This is a genomic window from Chordicoccus furentiruminis, from assembly GCF_019355395.1.
Classification (GTDB): Bacteria; Bacillota; Clostridia; order Lachnospirales; family Lachnospiraceae; genus Chordicoccus; species Chordicoccus furentiruminis.
In genome coordinates, this window is the sequence record NZ_CP048829.1 from 2,718,153 (window position 1) to 2,734,589 (window position 16,437).

15 protein-coding genes are annotated in these 16,437 nt (G+C 58.9%); 12 read left to right on the forward strand and 3 right to left on the reverse strand.

Annotated features, from left to right (window positions below):
• Positions 1-126: 126 nt before the first annotated feature.
• The 10 genes from G4C92_RS12385 (at position 127) to glmS (ending at position 9,952) form a co-directional block, all read left to right on the forward strand.
• Complete coding sequence (locus tag G4C92_RS12385) at positions 127-735, forward strand: flavin reductase (protein ID WP_274940142.1); 609 nt, start codon at positions 127-129, stop codon at positions 733-735.
• A gap of 53 nt (positions 736-788) precedes the next feature.
• Complete coding sequence (locus G4C92_RS12390) at positions 789-1,559, forward strand: dihydroorotate dehydrogenase electron transfer subunit (protein ID WP_274940143.1); 771 nt, start codon at positions 789-791, stop codon at positions 1,557-1,559.
• A gap of 21 nt (positions 1,560-1,580) precedes the next feature.
• On the forward strand, positions 1,581-2,486 hold the full coding sequence (locus G4C92_RS12395; protein ID WP_274940144.1) for a dihydroorotate dehydrogenase: 906 nt from the start codon (positions 1,581-1,583) through the stop codon (positions 2,484-2,486).
• A gap of 74 nt (positions 2,487-2,560) precedes the next feature.
• Positions 2,561-3,460: a YitT family protein gene (locus G4C92_RS12400; RefSeq protein WP_274940145.1), complete on the forward strand. Its 900-nt coding sequence runs from the start codon at positions 2,561-2,563 to the stop codon at positions 3,458-3,460.
• Positions 3,461-3,477: 17 nt separating this feature from the next.
• A complete protein-coding gene (locus G4C92_RS12405; protein ID WP_274940146.1) occupies positions 3,478-4,842 on the forward strand; it encodes a GH1 family beta-glucosidase in 1,365 nt (454 codons plus the stop codon).
• A 50-nt stretch (positions 4,843-4,892) separates the two neighbouring features.
• Complete coding sequence (locus G4C92_RS12410) at positions 4,893-5,855, forward strand: PHP domain-containing protein (protein ID WP_274940147.1); 963 nt, start codon at positions 4,893-4,895, stop codon at positions 5,853-5,855.
• A gap of 12 nt (positions 5,856-5,867) precedes the next feature.
• Positions 5,868-6,404: a hypothetical protein gene (locus G4C92_RS12415; protein WP_274940148.1), complete on the forward strand. Its 537-nt coding sequence runs from the start codon at positions 5,868-5,870 to the stop codon at positions 6,402-6,404.
• The gene (locus G4C92_RS12420; RefSeq protein ID WP_274940149.1) at positions 6,401-6,934 is read left to right on the forward strand and encodes an HD domain-containing protein; all 534 of its coding nucleotides are present in this window, start codon (positions 6,401-6,403) and stop codon (positions 6,932-6,934) included. Before G4C92_RS12415 ends, G4C92_RS12420 begins: the two co-directional genes overlap by 4 nt.
• A 98-nt stretch (positions 6,935-7,032) precedes the next feature.
• Entirely contained in the window at positions 7,033-7,971 is a 939-nt protein-coding gene (argC, locus tag G4C92_RS12425; protein WP_274940150.1) for an N-acetyl-gamma-glutamyl-phosphate reductase, read from the forward strand.
• A 142-nt stretch (positions 7,972-8,113) separates the two neighbouring features.
• Positions 8,114-9,952 (forward strand): glutamine--fructose-6-phosphate transaminase (isomerizing), encoded by a 1,839-nt coding sequence (gene glmS / locus G4C92_RS12430; protein WP_274940151.1) that lies wholly within the window; start codon positions 8,114-8,116, stop codon positions 9,950-9,952.
• 147 nt (positions 9,953-10,099) lie between these two features.
• On the opposite strand, the gene G4C92_RS12435 is transcribed toward glmS, so the two are convergent.
• Genes G4C92_RS12435 through G4C92_RS12445 form a run of 3 tightly spaced genes read right to left on the reverse strand, consistent with a single transcriptional unit; the run spans position 10,100 to position 12,870 of the window.
• Positions 10,100-11,023 carry an NYN domain-containing protein gene (locus tag G4C92_RS12435; RefSeq protein ID WP_274940152.1) on the reverse strand — a complete coding sequence of 308 codons (924 nt, stop codon included), beginning with the start codon at positions 11,021-11,023 and terminating at the stop codon, positions 10,100-10,102.
• A 39-nt stretch (positions 11,024-11,062) separates the two neighbouring features.
• The gene (locus G4C92_RS12440) at positions 11,063-12,289 is read right to left on the reverse strand and encodes a UTP--glucose-1-phosphate uridylyltransferase (RefSeq protein WP_274940153.1); all 1,227 of its coding nucleotides are present in this window, start codon (positions 12,287-12,289) and stop codon (positions 11,063-11,065) included.
• Positions 12,289-12,870 (reverse strand): xanthine phosphoribosyltransferase, encoded by a 582-nt coding sequence (locus tag G4C92_RS12445; RefSeq protein ID WP_274940154.1) that lies wholly within the window; start codon positions 12,868-12,870, stop codon positions 12,289-12,291. Before G4C92_RS12445 ends, G4C92_RS12440 begins: the two co-directional genes overlap by 1 nt.
• Positions 12,871-13,204: 334 nt before the next feature.
• Between G4C92_RS12445 and G4C92_RS12450 the strand changes: the two genes are divergently transcribed.
• Positions 13,205-13,429, forward strand: coding sequence for an HPr family phosphocarrier protein (locus G4C92_RS12450; RefSeq protein WP_274940155.1), 225 nt, complete (start codon positions 13,205-13,207; stop codon positions 13,427-13,429).
• Positions 13,430-13,645: 216 nt separating this feature from the next.
• Positions 13,646-16,240: an ATP-dependent DNA helicase gene (locus tag G4C92_RS12455; RefSeq protein WP_274940156.1), complete on the forward strand. Its 2,595-nt coding sequence runs from the start codon at positions 13,646-13,648 to the stop codon at positions 16,238-16,240.
• Positions 16,241-16,437 lie beyond the last annotated feature (197 nt).

Sequence of the window (16,437 nt, forward strand, 5' to 3'; positions counted from 1 at the left end):
CGGGAAATGCAGACGCCTGCGTAAGGTTCCGGATGAAAAACGGAAGATAACTATGGTAGAATGACAGAAGAAGCCCGGCGGACTGGAAAGTCCGGGCACACTTTCTTACACAGGAGGTTACGGAATATGGACAGTAAGGTCATGTACAATCTGAGCTACGGTCTCTTTGTTCTCACCGCCCGGGACGGCGAGAAAGACAACGGCTGCATCATCAACACGGTCTGTCAAGTCGCCAGCGAGCCGAACCGGATCTCGATCTCGGTCAACAAGAAGAACTACACCCATGACATGATTCTGAAGACAGGGGTTTTCAACGTCTCGATTCTCGATGAGAAAGCAAAGTTCGGAACCTTTCAGCACTTCGGCTTCCGGAGCGGACGGGACGAGGACAAGACTGTGGGCGTCGAGCTCGCACGGTCCGGAAACGGCCTTTACTATCTGGCGGACGAAGAGGTGAACGGATATATCTCCGCGAAGGTGATTCAGTCCATCGACCTCGGCAGCCACACGCTGTTCATCGCGGATGTCACGGACGGGGCCGTGCTCGGTGATACGCCTTCGGCAACCTATGCCTACTACTTTGCGAATATCAAGCCGAAGCCGGAGAAGCGGTCGAAGAAGGGCTGGGTCTGCATCATCTGCGGCTATATCTACGAGGGTGAGGTGCTTCCGCCGGATTTCATCTGCCCGATCTGCAAGCACCCGGCGTCTGATTTCCGTCCGGTCGGGGACTGACTTGCCATTCTGTGATATACTCCTCTCAGAAGACCGAAAAGGAGGATATGCGAATGAGCATCGTTCAGGGCCTTTACCCTGTAGTGAAACGGCGAAACCTCGCCAGAGATATTTTTGATTTCGAAATCTGCGCGCCGGAGATTGCCTCCGCCGCGCAGCCGGGTCAGTTCGTCCATATCGCGGTGCCGGGGCATTCGCTCCGGCGCCCGATTTCCATCTGCGGGACCAGTCCGGAGAAAGGCACGTTCCGCATCGTCTTTCAGGCGAAGGGAAGCGGCACCCGTGATCTCGTCGACATCGGACCGCATGCGGCGCTTGATGTGATGGGACCGCTCGGACACGGCTTCACGCTGCTGCCGGAGGCGCGCCGCGTGCTGCTGGCGGGCGGAGGAATCGGCGTGCCGCCGATGGTGTCGCTCGCTTCCCGGTATCATGAGCGGGCCACGGCCATCACCGGCTTCCGGGGACAGTCGGCCGTCATTCTGTCAGACGCGTTCGATTCCTTCCATACGCCGCAGATTCTCTGCACTGACGACGGATCTGCCGGCATCCACGGACTCGTGACGGTTCCGCTTGAGGAGGAACTGCAGAAGGAAGTCCCGGATATGGTTTATGCCTGCGGGCCCACCCCGATGCTGCGGGCGATCGCGGCGGTCGCGGCGAAATATCACGCGCCCTGCGAGGTGTCGCTGGAGCAGCATATGGGCTGCGGTCTCGGGGCCTGCCTCGTCTGTCAGTGCCGGATCCGGACGGCGGACGGCGAGGAAGTGAAGCGGGTATGCAAGGACGGTCCGGTCTTCAACGCGGCGGACGTCGTTTTCTGATCGGGAAGGGAGGATGCAGATATGGCTGATCTGAGCAGCACGGTATTTGGCAAACGGTTCAAAAACCCGATCGTGATGGCATCCGGCGTCTTCGGGTACGGACGGGAGTATGAGGAATTTTTCCCGCTCAGCCGGCTGGGCGGACTTTGCACAAAGGGCACGACGCTTCATAAACGGGCCGGAAACGAGGGCGTCCGCATCACGGAATGCGACAGCGGGCTGCTGTTTTCGGTGGGACTGCAGAATCCGGGTATCGACTACTACATCCGGAACGATCTGCCGAACCTTCTGACGAAGGACACCAATATTTTTACAAATGTGGCGGCGCTCGAGACGGATGAGTACGAGGCGATTGTCCGGAAGCTGGAGGAGACGGACGCGCCGCTGATCGAGCTCAATATTTCCTGCCCGAATACGGCGGGGGAGCCGCTGGCGATGAGCGCGAAATCGACGGAGATGATCACGGCGCGGATCCGGAAGCTCACGAAGAAACCGTTTGTGGTGAAGCTGTCTCCCAACGCTGGCAATGTCGCCGAGATCGCGAAAGCGGCGGAGAGCGCGGGGGCGGACGGCATCTCGCTTGTGAACAGCATCCACGGCTTCAAGATCGATCTGAGAACCCGCCGTCCGGTCTTCCGCAACAATCTCGCGGGGATGAGCGGCAGCGCGATCTATCCGATCGCCCTCAGGATGGTCTGGCAGACGGCGCGTGCGGTGAAGATCCCGGTGATCGGCATCGGCGGCGTCGATTCCGGTGAAAAGGCGGTGGAGATGATGATGGCGGGGGCGTCGCTGGTTCAGGTCGGATCGGCGATCTTCCGTGATCCGTACGCTCCTCTTCATGTGATCGATGAGATGAACGAATGGATGGACGCCAATCATGTCTCCGATGTAAAGGAACTGATCGGCAGCGTGAAGCCTTGGTGAACGAAGAGCGCGGCGGGAGGACGGCCGGAGGCCGCACCGCCGCGCCTTTGAGGGGAGACGCTGTGCAGGAGAATATGTCCGTACGAGGGGGTGCCGCGCCGGAGGACGTGATCCGCGGACCGTATCGCCCGTTCCGGCCGGGCAACGCGCTCCTGATCGCCGCCGGCTCCCTGATTTACGCCTGCGCGGTGAACTGGTTCATGATGCCGCTGCATCTCTACGCGGGAGGCATCGTCGGCCTTTCCCAGCTGATCCGGACGCTTGCCTTCAGCGGAATCAGGGGCGTGGATGTGGCGGGACTTGTCAATTTTGCTCTGAATATCCCGCTGTTTCTTCTGGCTTATCGGGCTATGAGCAGAAGGATGCTGGCGGGAACGGTACTCTCGGTCATCGTGCAGACGGCAGCCTTTACATTTCTTCCGATTCCGGCGTCGCCTCTGATCGGCGACAGTCTTGCGAATATCGCCATCGCGGGCCTGTTCGGCGGATTCGGCTGCGGGCTGATTCTCACCAACGGGGGAAGCGCGGGCGGACTCGATCTGCTGGGCGTCTATCTCACGCAGAAAGGTACGTTTTCGGTGGGGCTGATGAACCTCACGTTCAATGTCTGTCTCTATGCGGTGATGGCGGTCCTGTTCGAGCTTCCGGTCGCCATCTACTCGATTCTGTTCATCGCCTTTTTCTCGGTGGCGATCGACCGTTTCCATTATCAGAACATCGAGCTGGAGCTGATGATTTTCACCCATCATCCGGAGATCCGGGATGTCATCATGAAAAAATACATCCGCGGCGTGACATGCTGGAAGGGAATGGGAGCCTACACGGGAAAAGGAACGGAGGTTCTTGTCACCGTGGTCGCCAAAAACGAGGTCGATGAGGTGAAGCAGGACATTCTGGCTGTGGATCCGCAGGCCTTTATCATTGAGCATACGGGTGTACATGTGACCGGCGGTTATCAGAAGCGGCTGGTATAAAAGAAGGGATTCTGAAAATGGACGATGAGAAACGGAAGTTTGTCTGGGGCGCGGCGACAGCCGCGTATCAGGTGGAAGGCGCGGCCTTCGAGGGAGGTAAGGGGCTCACGATCTGGGACGTATTCGCCCACGAGAAGGGGCGGATCTATATGGATCAGAACGGAGACACGGCCTGCGACAGCTACCACCATGTGGACGAGGACGTGGCGCTGATGGCGGAGCTGGGGATCACCGGCTACCGCTTTTCCATCGACTGGGCCCGTGTGCTGCCGGAGGGGACGGGTCGGGTCAATGAGGAAGGACTGGCGTGGTACAGCCATCTGGTCGACGCCCTCCTTGAGAAGGGCATCGAGCCTTTCGTGACGCTCTATCACTGGGAACTGCCGTACGCGCTTCAGATGAAGGGCGGCTGGCTCAATCCGGGGATCGCCGATGCGTTCGCCGGGTACGCGGCGCTGATCGCGGAGCGCTTCTCCGGCCGGGTGAAGCATTACTTTACGATCAATGAGCCGCAGTGCGTCTCGGTGCTCGGATATGTGACCGGTGAGCACGCGCCGGGTCTCAGGATGGGCCGCCGGGAGTTTTTCCAGATTCACAAGAATATTCTGCTGGCTCACGGGCTGGCGGTCCGGGCGCTTCGTGAGCACAGCCGCGGTCCGGTGAAAGTCGGGTTTGCGCCCTGCGGCGCGTTCTACTACCCGTCAAGCGAACGGCCGGAGGATATCGAGGCGGCGCGGCGGGCAACCTTCCATACGGACAGCACGGAACTGAAGGAAGCGGGCTGGAATGTCGCCCTGTTTACTGACCCGATTTATTTCGGGCGGTATCCGGAGGAGACGCTCCGGCTGTTCGGCGATGCGCTTCCGGGCATCAGCCGCGATGAGTGGGAGATCATCACGGAGAAACTGGATTTTCACGGTCAGAACCTCTACAACGGCGTGGAGGTCCGGGCAGGAAAAGACGGACGGCCGGAACGGGTGAGACGGTATGACGGGTTCCCACGGACGGCGAACGGCTGGCCCGTGACACCGGAGGCGATGCGGTGGGCGATCCGCTTCCTGTCAGAGCGCTATCGTCTCCCGATCTATATCACGGAGAACGGCATGTCCGCTCATGACGAGGTCTCTCTGGACGGGCGGGTGCATGACCCGAACCGGATCGATTTTATGGACCGCTATCTGGGCGAGCTGAACAAGGCGGTCCGCGACGGCGCGGACGTCGCCGGTTATTTTGTGTGGTCGCTGATGGATAACTTTGAATGGACGCTCGGCTACAGCGAGCGGTTTGGCATCATCTATGTGGACTTCCCGACCGGAAGACGGATCCCGAAGGATTCCTTCTATCATTATCAGAGGATCATCCGCGGCGGAGAAACGCAGTGACGGCGCGGACGGAAAAGGATTTCGTCCGCTGATCAGGAAAGGACAGGTGCATGTTTCAATCTCTCTTTGAGGACCGGGGCCGCTGGTACAAAGGCAATCTGCATATGCATACGACTCGTTCGGACGGCCAGAGGAGTCCGCGGGAAGCGGTGGAGGAATACAGGCGGCACGGTTATGACTTTGTGGCTGTTACGGACCACAGAAAGCCGTCACGCACGATTGAGCCGGGGCAGTCCGGGCCGGTCGGAGAAGAGGGCGGCGACATCGTTTCCGCCGGTTCGATGCTTCTTTTGGCGGGCGTCGAGTGGGACAACGGCGGCGCCAACACGGATCGGCCGGACGACGTTCCGACGTATCACATTCTCGGGATCGGCATGAAAGAAAACCGGGGGATCGACTACAGCCGGACGCCTCATCCGGCGCCTCAGGCGATCGCCGACGCAATCCGGGCGGACGGGGGCCTTGTGATCCTCGCGCATCCGGCCTGGTCGGTGATGGATCCCGGCGGCATCCTCAATCTGAAGGGGCTGACAGCGGCTGAGATCTACAATTCCGTTTCGGATCTTCCGTTCAACGGCCGCCGGGCGGATTCCTCCGCGTGGTTTGATATCTGGGCGACGAGCTACGGAAGGCTTGTGCCGGCGGTCGCGAGCGACGACGCCCATGCCTATGAGGGCGACCAGTGCGTGGCAGCCACGATGGTCAACGCGGTGGCGCTGACGTCGGAGACCGTGAAGGATGCGCTCCGGGCGGGTAACTTTTACGCGACCCAGCGCCCGGTCATTCATGAGCTGGCGCTGGACCGGGAAAAAGGAACCGTTCATCTGGAGTGCTCGGAGGATGTGACGACTGCGGTTTTCCTCAGCAACGCGATCTGGACGCCGGAGCGCGTGACCGTCATGAAAAACGGAAAGACGGACTACAGGATCACATCGGAGGAGTCGTATCTGCGCGCGGAGCTGATCACATGGGACGGCAGGCGGGCCTGGACTTCTCCCTTTGCGGTAAAGTGACGGGAGGAAAATATGGCCTATATGGATTTTCTTGACGCTCTTGAAAAAAAGGTGGATGCGGAGGGGAATGCATTCCTCACCGATCTCCTCAACCGGCTCGAACCGGCCGATGTGGAACTGAACGGAACGGTCTATTCCGTCCGGCGAATTTCGGATGAGTACATCGGCTCCGGACGCGGTAAGGTGAAAACCGGTTTTTTCTGCTTCCCGGAGAACGGGGCGAAGGACCGGATGTTTCAGGGCGGCGCGTTCTACGCCGCATCGGACATCATCGGGATCAAAGGCCGCCAGGCGGAGCTCGGGAGCCCGAAGATCATCGAGTACAGAATGCCGGACCGTCAGGTCGTGTATTACGGGATGGTTGCCCACAAGGCGCAGCGTCTGCTGCGGGCGGCCGGAGCCAACAGTTTTCTTTTTCATGATGTGATGATCACGACGCCGGAGGGGCGGATGGAGCCGCTTGATACCTTCGATTTCTCGAAGCACAGGCTCTTTATGCTGGGACTTTACGGCAATGAGTACAAGGTGGGTATAAGGGAGAAGGAATGAGTAGGGAACGAAACGGGCTTTCGAAAGAATCGGAAGTTCCCGGCGAAAGCGGGAAGGAGAAGACGGGATCCGGAAGAGGCGCGGCCGGACCGGACCGGGAGGCGGATACGGCCGCGATTCTGGCTCCTCTCGCGGACGATCCGCGGACGCTGCGTATGAAGCGGTTCATCCAGCACGGAAGGATCACGACCTATGATCACTGTATGGCGGTGGCCAGACTGAGCGACCGGATCGACCGGACGCTGCATTTTCATTCCCACCGGAGCGATCTGATCCGGGGCGCGTTCCTGCACGATTATTACCTGTATGACTGGCACGTGCACGGCGACCGTCTGCACGGATTTCACCATCCCGCAATCGCCTGCAGCCGGGCCTCGGAGGACTTTGATCTGGACGAGAGGGAAAAAAAGATCATCCGGAGCCATATGTGGCCGCTGACGCTGCTTCACGCGCCGACATGCAGGGAGGCGGTCATCGTCTGCATCGCGGACAAGGTCTGCTCGACGAAAGAGACGCTGTTCTGCCGCTGAGAAGAGGAGCAGACCGGAGAAAAGGCGCGGCCGTGGAAGCGGCAGCGCCGGACCGGGAACGTGAGGGGCAGACAGACAAGACGGAAAAGAGGGCATACATGAAAAAGGTCAGAATCTATATTGACGGACAGAGCGGGACGACAGGACTTGAGATCTATGAGCGCATCGGCATGCGGGACGATCTTGAACTTCTCAGGATCGATGAGGACAAGCGCCACGACAGAGAGGAACGGCGCCGCTTTCTGAATGCGGCGGATCTTGTATTCCTCTGCCTTCCCGACGCCGGAGCGGAGGAGGCGGTGTCTCTGATCGACAACCCGGATGTCCGTGTGATCGACGCCTCGACGGCTCACCGGACGGCGGAGGGCTGGGACTACGGATTCCCGGAGCTTTCGAAGGAACAGCGCGCGCGGATCGCGTCGAGCCGCCGCGTCGCCAATCCGGGGTGCCACGCGACCGGCTTTATCTCCACGGCGGCTCCTCTGGTGCGGATGGGAATCCTTCCGCAGGATGCGCCGGTCACCTGCTTCTCGCTGACGGGGTATTCAGGCGGAGGAAAGAAGATGATCGCCGCCTATGAGGCGGAGAGACGCGCGCCGGAGCTGTCCGCTCCCGGACTCTACGGACTCACGCTCCGGCACAAGCATCTGCCGGAGATGATGAAGCTGTCCGGTCTCCGTCACGCGCCGGTCTTTCTGCCGGTTGTGGACGACTACTACCGCGGAATGGCGACGACAGTCATGCTGCAGAACCGGATGCTGAACGGACAGCCGACCGCGGAGGAGATCTGCGGGAAGCTCTCCGGATACTACAGAGATGAGCACTTCGTGTCGGTGCTTCCGTTCGGGAGTCAGGGCGGCACGCTGTACGCGGACCGTCTCGCCGGTACGAACCGGCTGGAGATCGCGGTCTGCGGGAACGAGGAACAGACGACGGTGACGGCGCTCTTTGATAATCTCGGCAAGGGCGCTTCGGGCGCGGCCGTTCAGAACATGAATATCATGCTGGGCCTTCCGGAGACGACGGGCCTCGAGTGACGGGAGGCGCTGCGGCGGTCAGAGGCGCCGCCTTGACAGTCTGAACGGGGCGGCATACAATGATATGGTTTTTATACCTGCCTCAGGCGAACGGCCTCCGGCTGCATGTTCCATATGAAGATCAGATGAGGGAGTCAGTCATATGTGCGGAATTGTTGGATACGTAGGGACGAGACAGGCGGCGCCGATCCTGCTGGACGGGCTCGCCAGACTGGAATACAGAGGGTACGATTCGGCTGGCATCGCAGTGCGTGACGGCGATGGCGTTCCGACGATCGTCAAGGCGAAGGGGAGGCTTTCAAATCTCCGTGCCAAGACGGACAACGGACTGACCGTGCCAGGGTGCTGCGGCATCGGCCACACGCGCTGGGCGACGCACGGGGAGCCTTCCGAGACGAACGCCCATCCGCATTACAGCGATGACAAGAATGTGGTCGGCGTACACAACGGCATCATTGAAAACTACCAGGAGCTGAAGACGAAGCTGCTGCATCATAACTATACTTTCTACTCCGAGACCGATACGGAAGTCGCCGTAAAGCTGATCGACTACTATTACAAAAAGTACGAAGGCACGCCGGTGGATGCAATCAACCACGCGCTGGTCCGAATCCGCGGCTCCTATGCGCTGGCCCTGATGTTCAGGGACTATCCCGGCGAGATCTATGTCGCGCGGAAGGACAGCCCGATGATCCTCGGCGTCGCGGACGACGGCACATATGTCGGATCGGACGTCCCGGCCATCATGAACCACACAAGAAACATTTACTATATCGGCAACATGGAACTGGGCCGTCTCACCCGTGACGGCATCACGTTCTATAACCTTGACGGCGATGAGATTCAGAAGGAAATGCAGACCGTCGAGTGGGATGCCGCATCGGCCGAAAAAGGCGGGTACGAGCATTTCATGATCAAGGAAATTCACGAGCAGCCGAAGGCGATCCGGGATACGATGAACGCGTATGTGAAGGACGGCGCGATTTGTCTGGATGCGCTGAAGCTTGAGCAGGGCGCGCTGGGAAAGCTTGACCGTCTCTACATCGTGGCCTGCGGCTCCGCCTATCATGTCGCGACGGTGGGCAAGTATGTGATCGAAAAGATCACGGACGTACCGGTGGAGGTGGATTTTGCCTCCGAGTTCCGCTACCGCTCGCCGAAGCTTGTAAAAAATTCGCTTGTGGTGATCATCTCCCAGTCCGGCGAGACGGCGGATTCCCTCGCGGCGCTCCGGCTCGCAAAGCAGCTGGGCTGCCTGACGCTGGCGATCGTCAACGTCATCGGGTCCTCGATCGCGCGAGAGGCGGATCATGTGATGTACACCTATGCCGGTCCGGAGATCGCTGTCGCGACGACAAAGGCGTACAGCTGCCAGCTGATCGCGGTGTATCTGCTCGCGCTGGCTGTCGCGGAAGAGGAAGGAAAGCTGCCGGACGAGCGTCTTGCGCAGTATCTTGAGGCGATGGGGCAGCTTCCGGATCAGATCAGCCGGATCATCGAGGACAAGGAACGGATTCAGTGGTTCGCGGCGAAGTTTGCGAACGCGCAGAACGCCTTCTTCATCGGGCGGGGCATCGACTACGCGATCAGCCTCGAGGGAAGCCTCAAGATGAAGGAAGTGAGCTACGTTCACTCTGAAGCCTACGCGGCCGGCGAGCTGAAGCACGGCACGATTTCGCTGATCGAAAACGGCACGCTGGTCATCGGTGTGTGCACCCAGAGCGATCTTTACGAGAAGACGCGCAGCAATATGGTCGAGGTGAAGAGCCGCGGCGCCTACCTGATGGGACTGACGTCGGCGGGCAACTACAACATCGAGGATACGGCGGATTTTGTCGTCTATATTCCGAAGACAGAAGAAATCTTTACCCCGTCTCTGGCGGTGGTGCCGCTGCAGCTGATGGGCTATTATCTGTCGGTGGCCAGAGGACTCGATGTGGACAAGCCGCGGAATCTGGCGAAGAGCGTCACGGTGGAGTGATCCGTCCGTGTGACGGACGTGAAGTTCGCTTCTGAGGCGCCGGACGGGTCCGGAAGAATGGCGGACACAAAAGAGAGCATAAGAGAAGGAGCGGAACGCCGGATCCGGTGTTCCGCTCCTTCTTTTCCTCCTTATACGGAAACGGACTCAGTTCCGCGGAGCCTCCGGCTGTTCCGCGAAGACTTTCCGGTTGGTCGATTCGCCCCGGATTATGAGGCCCGGGATCGAGTCGATGAACTTGTAGAGCTGGGAGTATCCGTAAAGCTTGACGTTGAAACCCTGATGCTTCCGGCGGATTTCCTGACCGAGGGGCGCCAGTGCGATGCCTTTTTTTCCGCGGCTCCTGACGATGTCGCGGATGTCACGGATCACTTCATCGTCCTCGTCGGAATCATCCTTCAGCGAGACGGTGATGGAGTTTCTTGATTTGGTGACATCCAGTTCCGGGATATCCTCGAGGAATTTGCTCAGCTGACTGTAGCCGAAGGTCCGGATGTCGAAATCCGGGTATTTGCTCTGTAGCCGGCTGCCGATTTCACCGGGTCCGGTCGTCTTCCCGTTGTTGTCGTTCTTTGTGATGATGTTGATGATATCCGCGACAATCGCGTCCCGGCTGGTCGGCGACGTCGTCTCGTTGGCCAGCACGTTTTCGAGCTCGGTGAAAACCGTGCAGGCGGCGCGGAAGGAATCCGGCGTCTTCTTCTCGCCCATCCCGATGACGATCTTGCCGGACTCGCGGAGACGGGAGGCGAGACGCGTAAAGTCGCTGTCTGAGCTTACGATGCAGAAGCCGTCGACGTTGGAGTTGTAGAGCAGGTCCATCGCGTCGATGATCAGCGCGCTGTCGGTGGCATTCTTGCCGGTGGTGTTGGAAAACTGCTGGATCGGAATGATGGACTTCTCCAGCAGCTTCGTGCTCCAGCGCGCGTTGGCCGGATTCGTGAAATCGCCGTAGATCCGGCGATAGGTGACAATGCCGTACTGAGACAGCTCATCGAAAATACCGTTGAGGTATTTTGAGGACACATTGTCCGAATCGATGAGCAGCGCCAGTTTTCTTTCTTCTTCCATGAAGGTATACCCTTTCTGTTGACCGGCCGGTGAGCGGAATCAGAGCCGGAAGCCGTTCCGGATCAGCAGGGCACGGGCCGATTCAACCGAATCGACGCCGGTACGGTTCTTGATCGGAGCAAATTCCCTGTCCCGTTCCACTTCAAACGGCAGGCAGCCGTCCAGTTCGTGAATCAGATCAAAAATAAAATACTCGAATTTCCAGCCGTTGGGTTCCTTCGGATGAACAGGACGTCCCTTTTCATCGATGCAGTCAATCTTTTTGTGGGCAAAATGCAGCGGCATCGAGCCGTTCATGACACGGACGGCGTCTTCGATCCGGAAGAGGTAGTTGTTGATGACGCCGAAATCATACAGATAGCGGCCCTGCCCGTCCCGTGCGTTCCGCATTTCGTCGGTCAGCTCGTAGTATTCCACGACTGTCGGGCGGCCGTCTTCGAGACACATCACGCCTACTTTCTCTTCCGGGCCGGCCTTTCTTACGACCTTTGCCCCGCAGGGACGGCCGCTTTCCAGAGTGGCGCCGAAGAAGATGGGATCGCAGATATTCTGAAGCACATTGTCAACGGCAAAGACGTTGAGCCAGCGGACTCCATCCCTGCAGAAGAGATCCAGGATGCCGGAAGCCGCCATCGAGCGAAGCCAGCCGCCGTTTCCGTTCGGAGAGGTCGCGAGACGTCCGGGCGCCTCGAGAAGGAGATGCCCCTCCTCGTCGACAGCCGGCGCCATCTCCTGACGGAAAAAATGGACATAGTCAGCCGGATAGCCGAAGAAAGCGTGGGATGAGAGAAACGAGCGGGTTTCCCCGTCGTTCCGGTCACTTGTCATGACCGCCAGATGAACCGGCCGGCCGATCCGCGTCGCGGCGTACATCAGATTTTCGAAAATCCGCTGAAAGATATAGACCGGATGCGTGACCCCGATATCGAAGACGCCTTTCGGGCCGTCGGCACCGAGTCTTGTCCCCATCCCGCCGGCGAGCAGAACCGCGCCCAGCGAACCTTTTTCCGCCGCCTCAAGGCCGCGCGTCCGGAATGCGTCCCGCTGCGCGTGGATGTCATCCAGCCGCATCGCGGGCAGCGGAGAGAAGACTCCGTGACGCACCGGATCAGTTCTGTGCGGAAAAGAGGCAAGGCAGGAAAAATCCGTGGATGACAGCTGAGCGAGGAACGCCTGCTGTTCATCCGGCGTCAGATCTCCGAAAAAGCGAAGAAGGTGCTCCTCATGGAGCGCCTTCAGCCTGGCGTATACATCCTGTCTTTCCATCACTCGTCCTGCTCCTCAAACTCGATGTCGGTATCGGTCATCGAGCGGACGATGGCCAGAGATTTCAGATTGACACCGCGTGCGCGAAGCTCGCGGCCGCCGTCCTGAAAGCCCTTCTCGATACAGATCCCCACACCCTCCAGCGTGGCCCCGGCCATCTGGATGATATCGATCAGCCCGTTGACTGCGCAGCCGTTTGCGAGGAAGTCGTCAATGATCAGAACATGGTCATCGCTCGTGAGAAACTTCTTCGAGAGGATGACATCGTAGACGCGGCTGTGGGTGTAGCTGCGGATTTTGGTGATGTAGAGGCTTCCGTCCAGATTGAGGCTCTGGGACTTTTTCGCGAAGACAACGGGTACGTGAAAATACTGCGCAGTGATGCAGGCGATGCCGATACCGGATGCTTCTACCGTGATGATCTTTGTGATCGGGCGGTCGCCGAACAGGCGATAGAACTCTTTTCCGATTTCGTTGATGAAGCTGATGTCCATCTGATGATTAAGAAAACTGTCTACCTTCAGAATATTTCCCGGCCGAACCTGGCCGTCCCTGCGGATCTTCTCCTCGAGTGCCTTCATGATTCCTCCTGCTGTAGCTGAATACAAGTATTTCAGTAAGATTCTACAACGGAAAAAACGCGATGACAACGTCTTTTGCGCGAAGTGACCGGAAAATGTGAAAATGATTTCATATTGATCCGACGGAATCGTTACGGAAATATGAACAAATACGAACTATATGAACAAAAATCAAGATTGATTTCTATGCAGATTTGACAAATTAAGTGGCTGAGTATAGAATGACAATCCGGTCAGTGAGCTGAGACTTAGCAGCTCATTCCGACCGCAGACATGACTGGTTTCATGTTTATGTGATTCTCTGGAGACAGAGCGCCAAAGGAGTGTGATTCGTATGGCAGAATATACTGTAAGGCTGACACAGAAGGAAGTGCCGGATTTTGTCCATGCTGCTGAGCACTGTGACTGCGATGTCGATATTTTCTATAACAGATTTATTGTTGACGCAAAGTCCATACTCGGCGTGCTCAGCCTGGATCTTTCCAGACCGCTTACGGTGCGGACCGCGGTGAAGGTTCCGTCGTTTGAGCGTGAGATCCGCAGATTCGCGGTGGCCTGACGCGTCGTTTATACATTGCCTGCCGTTCCGCCGCCCGGGAATGACGTAAACGGGTTCGGGACAGAGGCGAGGCTATACAGCAGGGATTATTAACGGAAAAGTTACAAATTCAAACCGGAAACGGTTCGTCTGCTAAGTCAGGGACAGCCTGCGGCTTTATGCTGCGGGCTGTCTTTCTTCGTTGTGCGGGCGTTTTCTTTGCGGTAGGATGGTTGCATGGAGGAACAGACAATGAACAGGCGGACAGAGCCGGATCCGAAGGTGAGGACGGAAGAGGCACCGGGAACGCAGGAAACGGCGGAAGCGGACCCGGCGGAGCGGCCGGACGGCACACCGGGGACGCAGGAGGCGGAAGGGAAGGACTCGGCTGACCGGCCGGAGGAGCCGGTCTTCCGGATCTCCGTGCGCCGGATGGTGGAATTTCTCCTCCGGTCGGGTGATCTGGACAACCGGTCGATGAGAGGTACGGATCCCGAGGCAGCCCTGGCCGGCGGAAGGGCGCATCGGAAGCTGCAGAAAGCGGCGAGGGGAGACTATGAAGCGGAGGTTCCCCTGACGGCGGAGTTTCATACCGGTAAGCTGGTGATCCGGGTGGAAGGGCGGGCGGACGGTGTGATCGACGGGAAGGCAGCGGCTTCCGGAAAGGCGCTGCCGGTGATCGAGGAGATCAAAGGCATGTACCTCGATGTGAGCCGACTGACGGAACCGTTTCCGCTCCATCTCGCGCAGGCGAAGTGCTATGCCGCGATGTATGCGGCGGAACACGGGTGTGCGGCCGCGGGCGTGCGGCTCACCTATGTCAGTCTGGAGACGGAAGAGACGAGACGCTTCAACGAGACCTATCCGGCTAAGGAACTGACCAGCTGGTTCGATCAGCTGGTGAAATCCTATGAGCGGTGGGCCGGATGGCAGCTGGATCACAGGCGTGCGCGAGACCGTTCGATGAAGAATCTGTCCTTTCCGTTCCCATACCGCGAAGGGCAGAAGAAACTCACGGCGGCTGTCTATCATACGATCCGGGAGAAGGAGGAACTTTTCCTGATGGCACCCACAGGCGTCGGCAAGACGATGAGCTGCGTCTATCCGTCGGTGCGCGCGGTCGGGGAGGGTCACGGCGACAGGATCTTTTATCTCACGGCGAAAAATGAGACGCTTCGGGCCGGACTCGAAGCATTCGCCCTTCTGAAAGATCGGGGTCTTGATTTCCGCACGGTGCTGATTACGTCGAAAGAAAAAATCTGTCCGATGAATGAACCGTCCTGCAATCCGGACGACTGTCCTTTTGCGAAAGGACACTTCGATCGTGTGAATGACGCGGTTTTCGAACTTCTGACGACAGCGGACTTCTATGACCGGGACACGCTGCTGGCGGAGGCGAGGGCGCGGACGGTCTGTCCGTTCGAGCTGACACTGGATGTGGCGGGCTGGTGCGACGCGATTCTCTGCGATTACAACTATGTGTTTGATCCGGATGCGCAGCTGAAGCGGTTCTTCGGGACGGGGGTCCGCGGCGACTGCATTTTTCTGATCGATGAAGCTCATAATCTGGTCGAGCGCGGAAGGGATATGTACAGCGCGGAGCTTCTGAAAGAGGATGTGCTGAAGGTGAAGCGGCTGACGAAGACGGCGGCTCCGAAGATCGCGCGGGCGGCTGAACGGGTCAATCGTCTGATGCTGGCCCTGCGGCACGAGACGGAGGAAAACCCGGCAGTTTCGGTATCCGGTGATCCCTGCAGAGTCTGTGATCCCGCGGATCTCGCGCCTGTTTTCCGGGCCGCGTCCGGGCTGTGGGAGGCGATGAGCGGATTCTTCTCCGATTCGGGAGACGGCGCGCTGAAGGAGCAGCTGCTTGACAGCTTCTTTGCCCTGCGTTCCTTTGTCCGCGCGGCGGAACGGAATCATGAGCATGATCTTGCTTACACGGAGAGGACAGGGGAAGGATTCCGGCTGAAGCTGCTCTGCGTGAATCCGGCTTCGCTTCTGACGGACTGCCTTGACCGGGGACGGGCTGCGGTCCTTTTCTCCGCGACACTGCTGCCGCTGGATTACTACCGGACGCTGCTGACCACGAGAGAAGACGCAAAGGCAGTGTACGCGGAATCTCCGTTCGCCGCGTCGGGACGGCTTCTGCTGGTAGCAGCCGATGTGAGCACACGATTCACGGACCGGGGCGAGACGATGTACCGGCGGATCGCGTCCTATATCGCCCGGACAGCGAGAGCGCGGACCGGCAATTATCTTGTCTTTTTTCCTTCCTATCGGATGATGAAGGATGTTTTTAAGGTATTCCGGGATGAATTTGACGCGCCGGATCTGAACTGGGTCGTACAGCGCGCCGGGATGCAGGAGGATGACAGGGATATTTTTCTCGAGAATTTTTACGAGGACCCGCCGGTTTCGCTGATCGGGTTCTGCGTGATGGGCGGCGTTTTCTCGGAGGGACTGGACCTCGCGGGAACCCGGCTGATCGGCGCGGTGGTTGTCGGCGCGGGGCTTCCCCAGGTTTCCAACGAACGGGAGCTTCTGAAACGGTTTTTCGATGAGGAAAACCGCGGCTTTGACTATGCTTACCGTTATCCCGGGATGAACAAGGTCGAGCAGGCGGCCGGAAGGGTAATCCGGACCGCCGACGACCGGGGCGTGATCCTCCTGCTGGACAGCCGGCTGCTGGGTACCTCCTACCGGAGGCTGTTTCCGCGGGAGTGGCGGAGCTTTGATCTGTGCACGCTGGATTCCGTGGATTCCCTGCTGAGGAACTTCTGGGAAAGCGTAAGCGTCTCTGCGCCGGGACAAGGGAAGCAGCCGGAGTAAGGCCGGAGAACGAATGGAGGATGTCTGGTCCGCCGTCAAACGCGCGCTTTTCAAACGGGACCGTTTCCTATATAATTGAGCTGGCCGTGTGCCGGGGACGAGATAGAGCGGGAAAACGCTGATTTTCGCCGGCTTTTTCCGGCGGCGGGTGCATGCTCCGCCTGATGCGGAACGAACCAGAAACGATGCAGATGAGG

Coding starts and splice junctions, on each gene's coding strand:
- G4C92_RS12385 (WP_274940142.1), top strand. CDS start 127: ATGGACAGTAAGGTCATGTACAATCTGAGCTACGGTCTCTTTGTTCTC.
- G4C92_RS12390 (WP_274940143.1), top strand. CDS start 789: ATGAGCATCGTTCAGGGCCTTTACCCTGTAGTGAAACGGCGAAACCTC.
- G4C92_RS12395 (WP_274940144.1), top strand. CDS start 1,581: ATGGCTGATCTGAGCAGCACGGTATTTGGCAAACGGTTCAAAAACCCG.
- G4C92_RS12400 (WP_274940145.1), top strand. CDS start 2,561: ATGTCCGTACGAGGGGGTGCCGCGCCGGAGGACGTGATCCGCGGACCG.
- G4C92_RS12405 (WP_274940146.1), top strand. CDS start 3,478: ATGGACGATGAGAAACGGAAGTTTGTCTGGGGCGCGGCGACAGCCGCG.
- G4C92_RS12410 (WP_274940147.1), top strand. CDS start 4,893: ATGTTTCAATCTCTCTTTGAGGACCGGGGCCGCTGGTACAAAGGCAAT.
- G4C92_RS12415 (WP_274940148.1), top strand. CDS start 5,868: ATGGCCTATATGGATTTTCTTGACGCTCTTGAAAAAAAGGTGGATGCG.
- G4C92_RS12420 (WP_274940149.1), top strand. CDS start 6,401: ATGAGTAGGGAACGAAACGGGCTTTCGAAAGAATCGGAAGTTCCCGGC.
- argC (WP_274940150.1), top strand. CDS start 7,033: ATGAAAAAGGTCAGAATCTATATTGACGGACAGAGCGGGACGACAGGA.
- glmS (WP_274940151.1), top strand. CDS start 8,114: ATGTGCGGAATTGTTGGATACGTAGGGACGAGACAGGCGGCGCCGATC.
- G4C92_RS12435 (WP_274940152.1), bottom strand. CDS start 11,023: ATGGAAGAAGAAAGAAAACTGGCGCTGCTCATCGATTCGGACAATGTG.
- G4C92_RS12440 (WP_274940153.1), bottom strand. CDS start 12,289: ATGGAAAGACAGGATGTATACGCCAGGCTGAAGGCGCTCCATGAGGAG.
- G4C92_RS12445 (WP_274940154.1), bottom strand. CDS start 12,870: ATGAAGGCACTCGAGGAGAAGATCCGCAGGGACGGCCAGGTTCGGCCG.
- G4C92_RS12450 (WP_274940155.1), top strand. CDS start 13,205: ATGGCAGAATATACTGTAAGGCTGACACAGAAGGAAGTGCCGGATTTT.
- G4C92_RS12455 (WP_274940156.1), top strand. CDS start 13,646: ATGGAGGAACAGACAATGAACAGGCGGACAGAGCCGGATCCGAAGGTG.